The 16,788-nt window shown below is 70.3% G+C and carries 12 protein-coding genes and 4 tRNA genes; 9 read left to right on the plus strand and 7 right to left on the minus strand.

The window, feature by feature from the left end:
• Nucleotides 1-1,842 (minus strand): DEAD/DEAH box helicase (locus ACIBK8_RS21555; protein ID WP_399043421.1); only part of this gene is annotated, 1,842 nt, incomplete at its 3' end.
• Between the two features lie 185 nt (nt 1,843-2,027).
• On the opposite strand from ACIBK8_RS21555, the gene ACIBK8_RS21560 reads away from it, so the two are divergent.
• Nucleotides 2,028-2,363 carry a hypothetical protein gene (locus ACIBK8_RS21560; protein ID WP_399043422.1) on the plus strand — a complete coding sequence of 112 codons (336 nt, stop codon included), beginning with the start codon at nt 2,028-2,030 and terminating at the stop codon, nt 2,361-2,363.
• Between the two features lie 644 nt (nt 2,364-3,007).
• On the opposite strand, the gene ACIBK8_RS21565 is transcribed toward ACIBK8_RS21560, so the two are convergent.
• Nucleotides 3,008-3,358: a metallopeptidase family protein gene (locus tag ACIBK8_RS21565; RefSeq protein WP_393683957.1), complete on the minus strand. Its 351-nt coding sequence runs from the start codon at nt 3,356-3,358 to the stop codon at nt 3,008-3,010.
• A 316-nt stretch (nt 3,359-3,674) separates the two neighbouring features.
• Between ACIBK8_RS21565 and ACIBK8_RS21570 the strand changes: the two genes are divergently transcribed.
• From ACIBK8_RS21570 to ACIBK8_RS21580, 3 genes are all read left to right on the plus strand, one after another.
• Nucleotides 3,675-3,747, plus strand: a tRNA-Glu gene (locus ACIBK8_RS21570).
• A 46-nt stretch (nt 3,748-3,793) separates the two neighbouring features.
• A tRNA-Asp gene (locus tag ACIBK8_RS21575) sits at nt 3,794-3,868 on the plus strand.
• 4 nt (nt 3,869-3,872) lie between these two features.
• Nucleotides 3,873-3,946: transfer RNA gene (locus ACIBK8_RS21580), tRNA-Phe, on the plus strand.
• Between the two features lie 102 nt (nt 3,947-4,048).
• Here ACIBK8_RS21580 and ACIBK8_RS21585 read toward each other — a convergent pair.
• Nucleotides 4,049-5,143, minus strand: coding sequence for an ABC transporter permease (locus ACIBK8_RS21585; protein ID WP_399043423.1), 1,095 nt, complete (start codon nt 5,141-5,143; stop codon nt 4,049-4,051).
• 158 nt (nt 5,144-5,301) lie between these two features.
• On the opposite strand from ACIBK8_RS21585, the gene hrpA reads away from it, so the two are divergent.
• From hrpA to ACIBK8_RS21600, 3 genes are all read left to right on the plus strand, one after another.
• Nucleotides 5,302-9,348, plus strand: coding sequence for an ATP-dependent RNA helicase HrpA (hrpA, locus tag ACIBK8_RS21590; RefSeq protein ID WP_399043424.1), 4,047 nt, complete (start codon nt 5,302-5,304; stop codon nt 9,346-9,348).
• A 128-nt stretch (nt 9,349-9,476) separates the two neighbouring features.
• Nucleotides 9,477-9,551 (plus strand) — tRNA-Asp (locus tag ACIBK8_RS21595).
• A 161-nt stretch (nt 9,552-9,712) separates the two neighbouring features.
• Nucleotides 9,713-9,946, plus strand: coding sequence for a DUF6274 family protein (locus ACIBK8_RS21600; protein ID WP_399043425.1), 234 nt, complete (start codon nt 9,713-9,715; stop codon nt 9,944-9,946).
• Between the two features lie 529 nt (nt 9,947-10,475).
• Here the strand turns inward: ACIBK8_RS21600 and bldC are convergent.
• Together bldC and ACIBK8_RS21610 are read right to left on the minus strand one after the other, a co-directional pair.
• The gene (bldC, locus tag ACIBK8_RS21605) at nt 10,476-10,682 is read right to left on the minus strand and encodes a developmental transcriptional regulator BldC (RefSeq protein ID WP_003949541.1); all 207 of its coding nucleotides are present in this window, start codon (nt 10,680-10,682) and stop codon (nt 10,476-10,478) included.
• A gap of 524 nt (nt 10,683-11,206) precedes the next feature.
• Entirely contained in the window at nt 11,207-12,046 is an 840-nt protein-coding gene (locus ACIBK8_RS21610) for a hypothetical protein (RefSeq protein WP_399043426.1), read from the minus strand.
• 204 nt (nt 12,047-12,250) lie between these two features.
• On the opposite strand from ACIBK8_RS21610, the gene ACIBK8_RS21615 reads away from it, so the two are divergent.
• A complete protein-coding gene (locus ACIBK8_RS21615; RefSeq protein ID WP_399043427.1) occupies nt 12,251-13,369 on the plus strand; it encodes a Leu/Phe/Val dehydrogenase in 1,119 nt (372 codons plus the stop codon).
• A gap of 324 nt (nt 13,370-13,693) precedes the next feature.
• The gene (locus ACIBK8_RS21620) at nt 13,694-13,939 is read left to right on the plus strand and encodes a DUF3073 domain-containing protein (protein ID WP_393683979.1); all 246 of its coding nucleotides are present in this window, start codon (nt 13,694-13,696) and stop codon (nt 13,937-13,939) included.
• 150 nt (nt 13,940-14,089) lie between these two features.
• Here ACIBK8_RS21620 and purM read toward each other — a convergent pair whose 3' ends face one another.
• The gene (purM, locus tag ACIBK8_RS21625; protein ID WP_393683981.1) at nt 14,090-15,184 is read right to left on the minus strand and encodes a phosphoribosylformylglycinamidine cyclo-ligase; all 1,095 of its coding nucleotides are present in this window, start codon (nt 15,182-15,184) and stop codon (nt 14,090-14,092) included.
• A 32-nt stretch (nt 15,185-15,216) separates the two neighbouring features.
• Complete coding sequence (purF, locus tag ACIBK8_RS21630; protein WP_393683983.1) at nt 15,217-16,776, minus strand: amidophosphoribosyltransferase; 1,560 nt, start codon at nt 16,774-16,776, stop codon at nt 15,217-15,219.
• Nucleotides 16,777-16,788: the final 12 nt, after the last annotated feature.

Here is a 16,788-nt window from a genome sequence, read left to right on the forward strand (position 1 = left end):
ACGGTTGAAGCCACCGCCCGACCGGTCGTCACGACGGTCGAAGGAACGGCCACCACCGGAACGGTCATCCCGACGGTCACGGTTGAAACCGCCACCGGAACGGTCATCCCGACGGTCACGGTTGAAGCCACCGCCCGACCGGTCGTCACGACGGTCGAAGGAACGGCCACCACCGGAACGGTCATCCCGACGGTCACGGTTGAAACCGCCACCCGAGCGGTCGTCACGACGGTCACGGCGCTCGAAGTTGCCCCGCTCGTCGCGGTTGCTGCGCTCGGCGGGACGGCGCTCGTCCGGTGCGGTGGACTGGGCCGGCACGGCGGCGACCTCGGCGGCAGCGGCCTCCACGGTCGCGGCGACGGCGGCGAGCGCCTCGGCCGGGTCCTCGCCACGCTCACGGGCGGCGCGGGCGGTCAGCCGGTCGGCGTCCTCGCGCAGCTCGGTGGCGCGGCGCTGCACGCGCTCCAGCTCGCGGGTCAGCTCCTGCACCTCGCGCTCCGCCTGCTTGGCGGAGTTGGCGGCGGACTCGGCCTGGACCTCGGTGAGCGAGCGCGCACCGGTGATCTGGGCGACGTCGTCGTCGAAGGCACCGGCGCCGCCGACGATGTGCCGCGAGGCGTCCACACCCGCGTCCTCCATCAGGCGGAAGATCTGCCGGCGCTGGTGCGGCAGCGAGAGCGACACGACGGTGCCGGACCGCCCCGCACGGGCCGTACGGCCACTGCGGTGCAGGTAGTCCTTGTGGTCACCGGCCGGGTCGACGTTCAGGACCAGGTCGATGCCGTCGACGTGGATGCCGCGGGCGGCGACGTCGGTGGCGACCAGGCAGTTGACGTAGCCGTCCTTGAAGTCGGCCAGGGTGCGGGTGCGCGCGCCCTGCGTCATGCCGCCGTGCAGCGCGTCGGCGAGCACACCGGCGTCCCGCAGCTGCTCGGCGACGCGGTCGGCGCCGAGCTGGGTGCGGACGAAGATGATGGTGCGGCCCTTGCGGGCGGCGATGGCGGCGGTGACCGGCGCCTTGTCCTTCGGCTTCACGACGAGGACGTGGTGCGTCATGGTCGTGACGTTGCCCTGGGCGCTGTCGACCTCGTGCGTGACCGGGTCGGTCAGGTAGCGCTTGACCAGGGTGCCGATCTCGTTCTCCATCGTGGCGGAGAAGAGCATCCGCTGGCCGCCGGCCGGCACCAGGTCGAGCAGCTCGGTGACCTCGGGCAGGAAGCCCAGGTCGGCCATCTGGTCGGCCTCGTCCAGGACCGCGACCTCGACCTTGTCCAGCGAGCAGGCGCCGCGGTTGATGATGTCGCGCAGCCGGCCCGGGGTGGCGACGAGCACGTCGACGCCACGCTCCAGGGCGTAGATCTGGTTGCCCATGGACGTACCGCCGCAGACGACCTTGAACTTCAGGCCGAGGACGTCGCCGTAGGGCTGGAGCGCGTCGCTGACCTGCATGGCCAGCTCACGGGTCGGGGTGAGGATGACGCCGCGGGGGCGCTTCTTCTCGGTCTGGCCGCCGGCCAGCTGGGTCAGCAGCGGCAGGCCGAAGGAGAGGGTCTTGCCGGAGCCGGTACGGCCGCGGCCGAGGATGTCGCGGCCGGCGATGGCGTCCGGGATCGTCGCGGCCTGGATCGGGAACGGGGTGGTGACACCGTTCTGCGCCAGCTTGCGGACGATCTTCTCGTCGAGGCCCAGGTCCGCGAAGGTGACCTGCGGCTCGGCGGGCTCGGTCGCCTCGGGGGCGTCGGCCGTCTCGACCGCTGCGGCCGTCTCGACCGGCTCGTTCACCGCGGCAACCGCCTGCTCGTCGGATGCGGGCATGACGGACTGTTCAGTGGAAATTGACATGCGAAATGCGAAACCTTCCGGAGTCTCGGCACGCGCCCAAACTCCGTGTGTTTCACAAAGACCGCCTCTATGCGGTCAGCCACGGCAAGGGAGAGAACGCGCCACGCGGCGCGCTTCTTTTCTGGCGCCGGGCAAATGGGATCAAACGATCTACCACCATACGCACTCCGCCCCCGGGAAGGCAAATGACCTTCTCACGCCACCCCCGCGGGACACCAGCCCCCGCGCTCCCCGCGTGTCACCGACCGGCCCGCACCGCACCCCACCCCGACAGCTCTCCGCCCGCCTACGCATCCCACCCCGCCTGCGGATACGGCGATTCATCCGGCGCCACGGGCGAGGGCCCTGACGCCTGGGACGACGGTGTGGCCGAGGTGCTCGGCGGCGGGGTCGGCGATCCGGTCGGGGCCGATGGAGTGGGCGACGCGGGCACCGACGGCGCCTCGTCCGACGGCGTGGGCGCCGGCTGCGTACCGCCTCCGGGGTGCCCGTCACGGCCGGGCGTCTCGCCGCCCCCGTGACCGGCCCCGCCGCCCGTCCCCCGCTCCCCGCCGTCCGGCGTCGCGGACCGGTCCTGCGCCGCCTCGTCCGGCGCGCCGTCATCCACCTCCCGGCCCGCCCCGCCCGTCGTGCCGCTCAAGCCGCTCGTGCCACCGGAGCCCGGCCCTCCGCCGTACGGCTCCGCCCGGCGCGGGCCGTCACCGCTGCCGTCCGCCGTCAGGCCACCGGGCTCCCTCGGGCCCCTGCCGTCCGGCTCGCCGTGCGGCGTGCTGCCGCCCGAGCGCTTCGGAACGGGATCGCTCACGCTCATACAGCCGGACAGCGCGGCGGCCAGCGACGCGGCGACGGCCACGGAGGCGGTGGCACGGGCCAGCACACGGCGTACGGGGGCCCGGGAAGCGGCGGGCGCGGACGGCTGCGCGGGCACCCGCGCCCCGCCGGGCGCCGGCCGCGCGGCACGGGACGGATCGGGGAGCGGGTGGCGCGGGGCAGGGATCGGTCGCACGGGCGGGACCTCCGGATCCGGAGCGCTGGGCGGCGCCGCGGGGACTTGGGACGCCTTGCCCAACTCCCGCCCCCCGCTTGAGGACACGCGTCACACACCCTTGATCGGCGCCCGGCCGCCCGCACCCCGGGGCCCGGCACCTCACCTGTCCCGGTGGCCTCAGCCGTACCCCAGCGCGTGCAACCGTTCCTCGTCGATCCCGAAGTGGTGCGCGATCTCGTGCACCACCGTCACTTCGGTCTCCGCGACGACGTCTTCGCGGTTCTCGCACATCCGCAGGGTCGGCCCCCGGTAGATGGTGATCCGGTCCGGCAGCACCCCCGCGTACCACTCCCCGCGCTCGGTCAGCGGCGTCCCTTCGTAGAACCCGAGCAGGTCGGGATCGTCGGACGGCGGCTCGTCCTCGACGAACACCGCCACGTTGTCCATCAGCCGGGTCAGCTCCGGCGGGATCCGGTCCAGCGCCTCGGCGACCAGTTCCTCGAACTCCTCGCGCGTCATTTCCAGCACACCGCCATTCTCCGCCACCGGCCCCGGATCCGGCCGCCCCGCACACCCGGCCGCGCCCCTGACCTAAGACCACATCCGCCGACGCGAGTTGGCCCGCTTGCCCAGGGGCGCCCGGCCGGGGACCGACGGCCGAAGGGGAGCGGCGGCCTGCACACCGGGGGAACCCCCGCGAGAACCGGCCGGGCGCCGCCGCCGGCGCACCCTTTCGGGCCCCCGCGGACGGCCCCGGGTAAACCGTTTTGGCGAACGGTCCTCCCATCCCATATGCTTCTCACGTCCCCGACGGCGCCGGTAACGACGCCAAGGCGGGCCATCAGCCCTCATCGTCTAGTGGCCCAGGACGCCGCCCTTTCAAGGCGGTAGCACGGGTTCGAATCCCGTTGGGGGCACGCATTACCGTGTGCGAGACTGTTTACGCCGTTTCGCACAATGCAAGGTCCTGTGGAGCAGTTTGGAGTGCTCGCCACCCTGTCAAGGTGGAGGCCGCGGGTTCAAATCCCGTCAGGACCGCTGCGGCTGGGTAGCTCAGTTGGTACGAGCGATCGCCTGAAAAGCGATAGGTCGCCGGTTCGACCCCGGCCCCAGCCACACCCTTTGGGAGAAGGCCCCGATCCAGTGGATCGGGGCCTTCTTCGTTGTCCGCCGACGTCGGGGCGGGCGCCCGCGCACTCGCGCCGGCGCCCGTCCGGCTCACTCCTGCGCCGCGTGCGCGGGAGCGGCGTGCGTCTCGCGGCCCCCCGGATGGCGGTGCCGCCAGAACCAGAAGACCGCGCAGGACAGCACCGCCCAGCCGGCCAGCACCAGGAACGGGAAGAGGTGCTGGGAGCCGCCGAAGTAGACCGCGGTGTGCTGGGCGTTGACCGAGGCGCCCGGCGGCAGCCAGCGGCCGATGTGGCCCAGGAGCGAGGGCAGCAGCGGCCAGGAGACCGCGCCGCCCGACGACGGGTTGCCCAGGAGCACCATCAGGCCCCAGGTGGGGATCATCGCCCAGCGGCCCATCAGGGTGTTGAACATCGAGAAGACCATCCCGGACGTGAACATCGTCAGCGTCAGGATCAGCCAGGACTCCACGAACGGCAGGTCCAGCGCGCCCAGCCACCAGTCCACCACCGCGGCGATGGCGAAGCCGCCGAGCAGGGCGTAGACGACGGTGAACGCGATCCGCTCGGCCGGGTTGAGCGAGCGGGCGTGCACGCTGAGCTGGATCGCGCCGACGAAGCCGATGATCACCGCGGCGAGGGAGATGTAGAAGAGGGCCAGGCCACGCGGGTCGCCCTGCTGCAACGGCCGGATGTCCTGGACCCGGACCTGCACCCCGACCGCCTTGCCGACCTGCGGAGCCGCCGTGGTCAGCAGCTGCGCGACCGACGCGCCCGACGCGCCCGCCACATCCAGCTCCACGCCCTTGCCGTGCGGGCTCAGGATCGCGAACACCTGCTGCTCCTCGACGGCCTTCCTGGCCTGCGCGTAGGTGTCGTAGCTGATCAGCCGCAGCGAGGCGTTGAGCGCCTTCTCCATCCCGTCGGCGAAGACCTTCTCGCGGGTCGGCGTGCCGTCCGGAGCCTTCTCGGCGCCGACCACGGCCGTCGGCACGTGCCGCGGGGTCGGGTTGGCCATGGTGTACGTGTACGAACCGGCGAACAGCCCGGCCGCCGCCGCGAGGATGAAGACCAGCACACAGGCGGGGAAGAACGGTGACTTCTTGAAGGCCGCCCATTTCTCCGCGCCGGTACGGGCCCGGCCGTGTGCACCGTGCGCACCGGATGCGCCGTGTTGATCATCCATACGAACACGCTAAAGCACCCATGACAGACATACCCGTGCAGGTCTCCGCAGTGCGGTGCCGAACGGCCCGGTGGCGGGCCGGTCCCGGGCCGCCTTCCGCCCGCGTCCCGGCAAATCGTTCGCCAGCCGAATCGCCGAGGTGAGATCCTGGGGGTCGTATGTCCAGTCAGCCTGCCTCCGCCCCGCCCGCCGGCGCATCGCCGGCCCTTCCCGCCCTGCTGGAGCGACTGCCCGAGCTGATGCTGCGCGATCAGCAGCGGCTGGGGCGTCGGCTCGACGGCGCACGCCGGATCCGTAAGCCCGAAGCCCGCGCGGCGGTACTCGCCGAGATCGCCGAAGGCATGGCGGAGGCGGAGCTGCGGGTCGAGCAGCGGCGCGCCGCGGTGCCCGCGATCAGCTACCCCGAGCAGCTGCCGGTCAGCCAGAAGAAGGACGAGATCCTGGAGGCGATCAGGGACCACCAGGTCGTGATCGTCGCGGGCGAGACCGGCTCGGGCAAGACCACCCAGATCCCCAAGATCTGCCTGGAGCTCGGCCGCGGCATCCGCGGCCTGATCGGGCACACCCAGCCGCGCCGGATCGCGGCCCGTACGGTCGCCGAGCGGGTCGCCGAAGAGCTGCGGACGCCGCTCGGCGAAGCGGTCGGCTGGAAGGTCCGCTTCACCGACCAGGTCGGCGCCGACACCCTCGTCAAGCTGATGACGGACGGCATCCTGCTCGCCGAGATCCAGACGGACCGCGAGCTGCGCCAGTACGACACGATCATCATCGACGAGGCACACGAGCGCAGCCTCAACATCGACTTCATCCTCGGCTACCTGGCGCAGCTGCTGCCCAGGCGGCCCGACCTGAAGGTCGTCATCACGTCGGCGACGATCGACCCGGAGCGCTTCGCACGGCACTTCGGCGCGTTCGCGACGGTGGACGCCGCCGAGGAGAAGTCCGCGCCGATCGTCGAGGTCTCCGGGCGTACGTATCCCGTGGAGGTCCGCTACCGGCCGCTTCTGGAGGAGGGCGGCCAGGAGGGGGACCGTGACCAGATCACCGCGATCTGTGACGCGGTGGACGAGCTCCAGGCCGAGGGCCCTGGCGACATCCTGGTCTTCCTCTCCGGCGAGCGCGAGATCCGGGACACCGCGGACGCGCTGATCAAGAAGAACCTCCGCGCCACCGAGGTGCTGCCGCTGTACGCACGGCTGTCGCACGCCGAGCAGCACCGCGTCTTCCAGCGCCACACCGGACGCCGCATCGTGCTGGCCACGAACGTCGCCGAGACCTCGCTGACCGTCCCCGGCATCCGGTACGTCATCGACCCCGGCATGGCCAGGATCTCCCGCTACAGCTTCCGCACCAAGGTCCAGCGGCTGCCGATCGAGCCGGTCTCGCAGGCCAGCGCCAACCAGCGCAAGGGCCGCTGCGGCCGTACCAGCGACGGCATCTGCATCCGGCTCTACTCCGAGGACGACTTCCTCAGCCGCCCGGAGTTCACCGACGCCGAGATCCTGCGGACGAACCTGGCATCCGTCATCCTCCAGATGACCGCGGCCGGCCTCGGCGACATCGAGAAGTTCCCGTTCATCGACCCGCCGGACCGCCGCAACATCAAGGACGGCATCGATCTGCTGCACGAGCTGGGTGCGCTGGACGGCGGTCCGAAGGGCGGCCGGGGCCAGAAGGCGGGCCAGCAGCTGACCCCGCTCGGCCGCAAGCTCTCCCAGCTGCCGGTCGACCCGCGGCTGGCCCGCATGGTGCTGGAGGCGGACCGCAACAACTGTGTCCGCGAGGTCATGGTGATCGCCGCCGCACTGTCCATCCAGGACCCGCGCGAGCGCCCTTCGGACAAGCAGCAGCAGGCCGACCAGCAGCACGCCCGGTTCAAGGACGAGACCAGCGACTTCCTGGCGTTCCTGAATATGTGGCGCTATGTGCGGGAGCAGCAGAAGGCGCTGTCATCGTCCGCTTTCCGCCGCATGTGCCGCAATGAGTTCCTGAACTATCTGCGGATACGTGAATGGCAGGACATCTACTCCCAGTTGCGCTCGGTCGCCAAGACGATGGGCGTTCATCTGAGTGAGCAGGACGCGGCGCCCGACCATATTCACACCTCACTGCTCTCCGGTTTGCTTTCGCATATCGGCTTGAAGGACACCGAGGCGAAGAACGAATATCTGGGCGCCCGCAGCGCCAAGTTCGCGGTCTTCCCCGGCTCGGCGCTGTTCAAGAAGACCCCCCGCTGGATCATGTCGGCCGAACTGGTCGAGACGTCCAGGCTGTGGGCGCGGGTGAACGCCAAGATCGAGCCGGAGTGGGTCGAACCGCTGGCCCAGCACCTGGTGAAGCGGACGTACAGCGAGCCGCACTGGGAACAGAAGATGGCCGCGGTGATGGCGTACGAGCGGGTGACGCTCTACGGCGTCCCGATCGTCGCGCAACGCAAGATCACCTATGGGCGTATCGATCCCGAGGTCTCCCGCGACCTGTTCATCCGCAATGCCCTGGTCGAGGGCGACTGGCGTACGCATCACCAGTTCTTCCACGACAACCGCAAACTCCTCGGCGAGGTCGAGGAGTTGGAGCACCGCGCCAGGCGCCGCGACATTCTCGTCGACGACGAGACCCTCTTCGACTTCTACGACCAGCGCATTCCGGCCGACATCGTGTCCGGCGCGCATTTCGACACCTGGTGGAAGAAGAAGCGGCAGGAGGAGCCCGATCTCCTCAACTTCGAGCATTCGATGCTCATCAACGAATCCGCGGAGAGCGTCACCAAGGACGACTACCCGGATTCCTGGCGGCAGGGAAAACTGAAGTTCAAGGTCACCTATCAGTTCGAGCCGGGTGCCGACGCGGACGGTGTGACCGTCCACGTACCGCTCCAGGTGCTCAACCAGGTGGCGTCCGAGGGCTTCGACTGGCAGATCCCGGGCCTGCGCGAGCAGTTGGTGACCGAGCTGATCCGCTCGCTGCCCAAGCCGATCCGCCGCAACTACGTCCCCGCGCCGAACTTCGCCGCCCGCTTCCTGGACTCCACGGTGCCGCTCCAGGGCGCGCTGACCACCTCGCTGGCGGCGGGCCTCCAGCGGATGGTGGGCGTACCGGTGACGGCCGCCGACTTCGACACCGCCAAGGTGCCCGACCACCTGAAGATCACGTTCCGGGTGGTCGACGAGCGGCGTCGCAAGCTCGCCGAGGCCAAGGACCTCGAAGCGCTGCGGCTCCAGCTCAAGCCGAAGACCAGGGCGGCCATCTCCAAGGCGTTCGAGCAGGCCGCCGAACGCCCCGCCAAGGACGGCAGAGGCGGCAAGGGCGAGGGCCAGGCGCTGGCCGGCCTGGAACAGCGCACCGGCCTGACCTCCTGGACGATCGGCGCGCTGCCGCGCACCTTCGAGACGCGGCGGGCGGGCCAGCCGCTGAAGGCGTACCCGGCGCTGGTCGACGAGGGCAGCAGCGTCGCCGTACGGCTCTTCGACACGGAGGCCGAGCAGCGGACGGCGATGTGGGCCGGCACCCGCCGCCTCATCCTGCTCAACATCCCCTCCAACCCCGCCAAGTTCGCGCAGAGCAAGCTCAGCAACCAGCAGAAGCTCGCGCTGTCCCGCAATCCGCACGGCTCGATCCCGGCGCTCTTCGACGACTGCGTGACCGCTGCCGCCGACCGGCTGATGGCGGCCCGCGGCGGCCCTGCCTGGGACGAGGAGTCGTTCCGGAAGCTGTTCGACGGGGTCAGGGCCGATCTGGTGGACGCCACGATGCAGACCATCGGGCAGGTCCAGGAGGTCCTCGCGGCCTGGCAGGCGTGCGAGCGCCGGCTGAAGGACACCACCTTCCCGTCGCTGCTGCCCTCGCTCGCGGACGTCAAGGAGCAGTTGGCGGCGCTGATCAGGCCGGGCTTCGTGACCGCGCACGGCGCCAAGCGGCTGCCGGACCTGATGCGCTATCTGGTGGCCGCCGACCGCCGGCTCCAGCAGCTCCCCACCAACGCCGAGCGGGACCGCGCCCGGATGGCGAAGGTGAAGGAGATGCAGGACGAATACGCCTGGCTGCTGGAGCAGTTCCCCCAGGGGAGGCCGGTGCCCGCCGCCGCCCTGGAGATCCGCTGGATGATCGAGGAGCTGCGGGTGAGCTACTTCGCGCATGCGCTGGGGACCGCGTATCCGGTGTCCGACAAGCGCATCGTGAAGGCCGTGGACGCGGCTGCGCCGTAGCCGGGGCGGGCCGCGGACGGCCGGGGCGCGGCCCGGGAGGTGCGCCTCCCGGGAGCGAGTTCGACCGCACCCCCTGACCTGCTGTAGAGTCTTGCTTCGCAGCACCGCGCAAGCGGGAGCGGCACCAAGGTCCTGTGGAGCAGTTTGGAGTGCTCGCCACCCTGTCAAGGTGGAGGCCGCGGGTTCAAATCCCGTCAGGACCGCAGTTGAACGGCCCGCATCCGATGAGGATGCGGGCCGTTCTGCGTGTGCCGCGCCGCCGTTCCTCTCCCCGGCACCCCCGCCCCTACCCTGACGGGCGTCTTGACGGCGGCCGGTGCCGCCGGTACTCACAGAGGAAGCGTGGGGCCGGGAGGTGCGTGCGATGAGGGCGGCGAAGAGGCACGAGACCAGGGCGCTGCTGCGCGCCCATCTGTCGGCCGCGACGGGCTTTCGACATCTGACCCGGCACTGCCCCGTCTGCCACCGGCTGTTACGGCTCGCCCTGGAGCCGTATGCGGCCCGTTCGGGGGTCGCGGCGCCCTTACCCGCCCCGGACGCGCCGTCGGCGCTCTGCGGGCCGCAGGCGGCGGAGGGCGAAAGTCCCGCGAAGCGGTGACCAACGGAGCCTTGCCCATCTGCCGTGCGGTGGAAGGCTGGTGACAGGGCGTCGGCCAGGAACGCCTTTACCTCAGCGGCAAGGACACCTTCAAGCGCTGCGCCATGTGACGGGTGTCACCGGACGAGTTTCCCGGAGCGGGGAACTTACCCTCGCCCTACAACCAGTCAATTTAATATGTGCAATTGCACCACTCTCCGAGGCACTCAAACGAGACCGCCGGGTCTGTGACGGAGGCCCTCTGGAGGGCCCTCGGAAGCCCCTTGTGGACGCCGCCGCGACGGTGGCGTGACAGGCGGCCTCCGGGCGCCCGGGAGGCCCCGTGACGCGCGCACAAAAAAGATCGCGCTGGACCCGGCGGAGTCCAGCGCGATCGATGACGTACCCAGATGCTGCGGGTGTGGGCCCGTTGGGGCGGGCGCCGCGTCGTATGGAGCTGTGTGGAGCGTGGTGAAGCGGGTGGAGCAGTGGTGCTGCACGGGCGTTCTGCGGGTTGGGGGCCCCGAAAACAGCCCGGTTATGCGGTTATTCAGGCCTCGCTGCGCTGCTGCGGGATACCCGCGAGCAGTGCGCGGACCTCAGCCTCGCGGTAACGCCGATGCCCTCCGAGCGTACGGATGGACGTGAGCTTGCCTGCCTTGGCCCAGCGGGTCACCGTCTTCGGGTCCACGCGGAACATCGTGGCAACCTCAGCGGGGGTAAGCAGCGGCTCGGCGTCAGGGGTGCGAGCGGTCATGAGCGGCCTCCTCGGGAGAACCGAACCATCACGGTTCTTTCCTCTAAATTCTGCACCTTGACCCGCGTTGCCCGAAATGGCGGACGCGGGCCGAGTCGGTTATAGGACGAACGGCTTGTCCTCGGCACTACAACTACACCATCTGTCCAGCCACGTCGGCCAAACCGATGGAATTGCCCTCTCAGGTGTTCAACCTCGGCGGATGCCGATGGACCATGCCATAGCGGACAGTCACGCCACCGTGACGATCAGTCACAAAATGATCAGGCGTCACTAGACCCCTCAAGGAGCGCAATACCGATCTACCCGCCCATAGTTAGACGGAAGGAGCCCATGTAAGGCTCCTTGTCCTATTTTGGCACGAGGACATAGCTTGCGCGCAAGGCCCGAAGTCAGTGCTTTAGGTCACTGTTGGGGGAATAGCCCGGATCAGGACCTACGTCCTGAGGGAGAAAGCCTACGGGACGAGCGCGTTCCAAGATCATCTCGCAGTTCCGGAGGCTCCGCGCCCCGAAGGCGACCACTCAGCTGGAGAACTGGCGCTCGCGCACCGACCGCCACCGGTCCGACAGCTTCTCGTACGCGACGCCGGCCCGCTCGCCGTCACCCTCGCGCAACGCCGCGAGCCCTTCCGCCACTTCCGCGGCCGAACGGTCACCGGCGAGCTGCGCATCGGGCACCGCGTGCACCAGCCCGCCGTAGTCCAGCTCCACCAGCGAGCGCGGGTGGAATTCCTCCAGCCAGCGCCCCACGTCCACCAGGCCGTCGATCAGCGGCCCCTCCTCCATCGTGTCCCGCAGCGTCCGCAGCCCGCGCGCGACCCGGCGCCGCGCCTGCACCATCGGCGTCCGGTAGCGCAGCAGCGGCCCGTCCTTCCCCTCCCTTTCGTACTCCCGCTCCGCGTCGTCGAAGAGGACGAACCAGCGGACCGGGACATGCCAGGTCGCCCCGCGGATCCAGGGCCTGGCGTCCGGGTTGCGCTCCTGCCACTCCTCGTAGTCGGTGGCCGCCTGCCGGCGCACCACCGGGGGCAGCGCGGCGTCCAGCACCGGTGCGGGCAGCAGCTCGGGCAGCTCCTCCAGCGCCTGCCAGCCGCGCAGCCGGGTGCGCCACGGGCAGATGCAGGGCACCTCGTCGACGACCGCGACGAACGCGTCCGCGCTCTCGTGCACCGGGACCGGCACCGGGGGCGTGGGCAGCAGGTCGGCGAGGGCTCTGCGCTGCTCGTCCTGCGCCGTCGGGGTGTCGTCGCGCTTCGCGTACCGCGCCCAGTGGGAGCGCTCCGGCTCCGGGAATGCTGCCAGCGGCTCGTAGACCCGTAGGTATGCCGCATACGGGACCGTCACCGACGACGCCAAGGCCACGCACGCTCCTTCAAAGGGAAGTCCGCCACCGGGAGTTGCCGGGGGTGTGTCCTCCCCCGCCCGGCCCGGGATACGGCAAATCGTCGCACGTCCGTCCCCCGCGAGTGGGTGATCCCCGGTACCCGGCCGATCATCGGGCCGCGGAGGTCTTACGCTCTTCCCGACCGGCCCTCCCCACCCGCAGGAGGGCGTCCTCCGTGACCTATGGGAGTCACCACCGTGACCGACGTACGTCCTTCCGCCGTCAGCGTCGACGGCGGCGTGCTGCACACCCTGTTCCGATCGGAGCAGGGCGGCCATGAACAGGTCGTTCTCTGCCAGGACCGCGCCAGCGGCCTCAAGGCCGTGATCGCCGTCCACAACACCGCTCTGGGCCCGGCCCTCGGCGGCACCCGCTTCCACGCCTACGCCTCCGAGGAGGAGGCGGTGCTGGACGCCCTCAACCTCTCGCGCGGCATGTCCTACAAGAACGCGCTCGCCGGTCTCGACCACGGCGGCGGCAAGGCCGTGATCATCGGCGACCCCGACGTGATCAAGACCGAAGAGCTGCTGCTCGCCTACGGACGCGCGGTGGCCTCGCTCGGCGGCCGATACGTCACCGCGTGCGATGTCGGCACGTACGTCGCGGACATGGACATCGTCGCCAGGACCAACAAGTGGACCACCGGGCGCTCGCCGGAGAACGGCGGCGCGGGCGACTCCTCGGTGCTGACCGCCTTCGGCGTCTTCCAGGGCATGCGGGCATCGGCCCAGCACCTGTGGGGCGACCCGACGCTGCGCGGCCGGAAGGTCGGCGTGGCCGGCGTCGGCAAGGTGGGCCACCACCTCGTCGGGCACCTGCTCCAGGACGGCGCCGAGGTGGTCGTCACGGACGTCCGCACCGAGTCGGTCGACCGGATCCGCCGGGCGCACCCGCAGGTCACGGCCGTCGCCGACACCGACGCACTGATCCGCACGGAGGGTCTGGAGATCTACGCGCCGTGTGCCCTGGGCGGCGCGCTGAACGACGCGTCGGTGCCCGCGCTGACCGCGAAGGTGGTGTGCGGCGCGGCCAACAACCAACTCGCGCACCCCGGCGTCGAGAAGGACCTCTCCGACCGCGGCATCCTCTACGCCCCCGACTACGTCGTGAACGCGGGCGGCGTCATCCAGGTGGCCGACGAGCTGCACGGCTTTGACTTCGACCGCTGCCGGGACAAGGCGGCGAAGATCTTCGACACCACGCTGGCGATATTCGCTCGTGCGAAGTCGGACGGGATCCCGCCGGCCGCGGCGGCCGACCGGCTGGCCGAACAGCGCATGGCGGAGGCACGGCGCGCCTGACGCCACCGGGGCGCCTCCAGGCGCTCCGAATGGCCGGAAATCCGGCCTTGCGCGGCCCGCCGCGGGCGGTCGGGGAGACATCCCTCACCACCCGTCGGCGGGTCGCCGTACAGGACAGGTTAAAATCGCAGTTGACCAGCGGGAAAAGGGCGCCTCGCAGGTCATGCCGAGCGGCCGGTGATGCGGGCGACGTACCGTATGGCCGCGGAAGCAGGTACCGTTGAAGCCCTACGGGCCGGTCTCTCCGTCGAGAGTCCGCTCTGAATCATGAACGCGTGTCAAGACTCTGGGGCCATAGAGCCCCGTCATTGAGGGGGTCGACCCATGGGGCGCGGCCGGGCCAAGGCCAAGCAGACAAAGGTCGCCCGCCAGCTGAAGTACAGCAGCGGTGGGACGGATCTCTCACGACTGGCCGACGAGCTGGGTGCATCGCCGTCGAGCCAGCAGCCTCCGAACGGGGAACCGTTCGAGGATGACGAGGACGACGACCCGTACGCACACTACGCGGATCGATACAACAACGACGATGAGGACGAGGGCGACTCGTCCCACCAACGTCGCCGCGCCTGACGACGCACCGCTACCACTTCCGCGGGAAGCCACCCGCGGTCGTCCTGCGGTTCGTTCACCGCTTTACCAGGGCGCGCAGAGCATCTCCACATACCCGGTCCGGGGTTCTCACCTCGGACCGGGTTTTGTGCTGCCCCGGCAGCGGGCGCCTCAGCCGGCGTAGTCACCGGTCAGGGTCACCGCTTCGGTCAGGTCGCCGCGCTCGATGATCTCGCCGCCGACCCAGGCGTCCACGCCGCGGTCGGCCAGGGTGGCCAGCGCGACGTCCACCGAATCCTGGGGGACGACGGCGATCATGCCGACACCCATGTTCAGGGTCTTCTCCAGTTCCAGGCGCTCGACCGCTCCGGCCGAGCCGACCAGGTCGAAGACCGCGCCCGGCGTCCAGGTGGCGCGGTCGACCGTGGCGTGCAGCCCGTCCGGGATCACCCGGGCCAGGTTGTTGGCCAGACCGCCGCCGGTGATGTGCGAGAAGGCGTGCACGTCGGTGGTGCGGGTGAGCGCCAGGCAGTCCAGCGAGTAGATCTTGGTGGGCTCCAGCAGCTCCTCGCCGAGTGTCCTGCCGAACTCGGGGATCTCCCGGTCCAGGGCCAGGCCCGCGCGGTCGAAGAGGACGTGGCGGACCAGCGAGTACCCGTTGGAGTGAAGTCCGGAGGACGCCATCGCGATCACCGCGTCGCCCGGACGGATACGGTCCGCGCCGAGCACCCGGTCGGCCTCGACGACGCCGGTGCCGGCACCCGCGACGTCGAACTCGTCCGCACCCAGCAGCCCGGGGTGCTCCGCGGTCTCGCCGCCGACCAGCGCGCAGCCGGCCAGTACGCAGCCCTCGGCGATGCCCTTGACGATCGCGGCGACCCGCTCCGGGTAGACCTTGCCGACGCAGATGTAGTCGGTCATGAACAGCGGCTCGGCGCCGCAGACCACCAGGTCGTCGACGACCATGCCGACGAGGTCGTGGCCGATGCTGTCGTAGACACCCATCTTGCGGGCGATGTCGACCTTGGTGCCGACGCCGTCGGTGGCCGAGGCCAGCAGCGGGCGCTCGTACCGCTTGAGGGCGGAGGCGTCGAAGAGGCCGGCGAAGCCGCCGAGCCCGCCGACGACCTCGGGGCGGGTGGCCTTCTTCACCCACTCCTTCATGAGGTCGACGGCGCGGTCGCCCGCTTCGATGTCGACGCCGGCTGCCGCGTAGCTGGCGCCGGCGCCCGCGGATCGCGCAGGCTCGGATGACTCAGGAGGCATGGCGCAGAACTTTCGTGTCGTGTGTGTGCGAGCTACGGGCGGCGCAGCGCATCGGCGCCACCGACACCGGCCGTCAGCGTCCCGACCCCGTCCAGGTCCGGCTTGGCCTGACCTGCGGTCTCCGACTCCAGGAGGTGCTTGCCCAGCAGCTCCGGGTCGGGCAGCTCCATCGGGTACACGCCGTCGAAGCAGGCGCGGCAGAGGTTCGGCTTGTCGATGGTGGTGGCCTCGATCATGCCGTCGATGGAGATGTAGGCGAGGGAGTCGGCGCCCAGGGACTTGCCGATCTCGTCCACGCTCAGACCGTTGGCGATCAGCTCCGCGCGGGTGGCGAAGTCGATGCCGAAGAAGCACGGCCACTTGATCGGCGGGGAGGAGATCCGGATGTGGACCTCCTTGGCGCCGGCCTCGCGCAGCATCCGCACCAGGGCGCGCTGGGTGTTGCCGCGGACGATCGAGTCGTCGACGACCACCAGGCGCTTGCCGCGGATGACTTCCTTGAGCGGGTTGAGCTTGAGGCGGATACCGAGCTGGCGGATGGTCTGCGACGGCTGGATGAACGTCCGGCCGACGTAGGAGTTCTTGACCAGACCGGAGCCGTACGGGATCCCGCTGGCCTCGGCGTATCCGACGGCGGCGGGGGTACCGGACTCCGGCGTCGCTATCACCAGGTCGGCGTCGGCCGGCGCCTCGGCGGCCAGCTTGCGGCCCATCTCCACGCGGGAGAGGTAGACGTTGCGGCCCGCGATGTCCGTGTCGGGGCGGGCGAGGTAGACGTACTCGAAGACGCAGCCCTTGGGGCGGGCCTCGGCGAAGCGCGTGGAGCGCAGGCCGTTCTCGTCGATCGCGACCATCTCGCCGGGTTCGATCTCCCGGATGAAGCTGGCGCCGCAGATGTCCAGGGCGGCGGTCTCGGAGGCCACCACCCAGCCGCGCTCCAGGCGGCCGAGCACCAGCGGGCGGATGCCCTGCGGGTCACGGGCCGCGTAGAGCGTGTGCTCGTCCATGAAGCAGAGCGAGAAGGCACCCATGACCTTCGGGAGGACGCGGGGTGCGGCCTCCTCCACGGTCAGCGGCTTGCCGTCGTCGTCCACCTGGCCGGCCAGCAGGGCCGTCACCAGGTCGGTGTCGTTGGTGGCCGCGACCTGGGTCGCCCGGCCGCCCTCACGGGGCAGCGCGGCGACCAGATCCGCCAGCTCGGCGGTGTTCACCAGGTTGCCGTTGTGGCCGAGCGCGATCGAGCCGTGCGCGGTGGCACGGAACGTCGGCTGGGCGTTCTCCCACACCGAGGCACCGGTGGTGGAGTAGCGGGCATGGCCCACGGCGATGTGGCCCTGGAGGGAGCCGAGCGAAGTCTCGTCGAAGACCTGGGAAACCAGGCCCATGTCCTTGAAGACGAGGATCTGCGAGCCGTTGCTCACTGCGATGCCCGCGGACTCCTGTCCACGGTGCTGCAGCGCGTACAGCCCGAAATAGGTGAGTTTGGCGACCTCTTCACCCGGAGCCCAGACACCGAAGACGCCGCAAGCGTCCTGGGGGCCCTTTTCGCCGGGGAGCAGGTCGTGGCTGAGTCGTCCGTCACCACGTGGCACGTCATTGAGTCT

Source organism: Streptomyces sp. NPDC050161, assembly GCF_044460025.1.
In the GTDB taxonomy this organism is placed as follows: domain Bacteria; phylum Actinomycetota; class Actinomycetes; order Streptomycetales; family Streptomycetaceae; genus Streptomyces.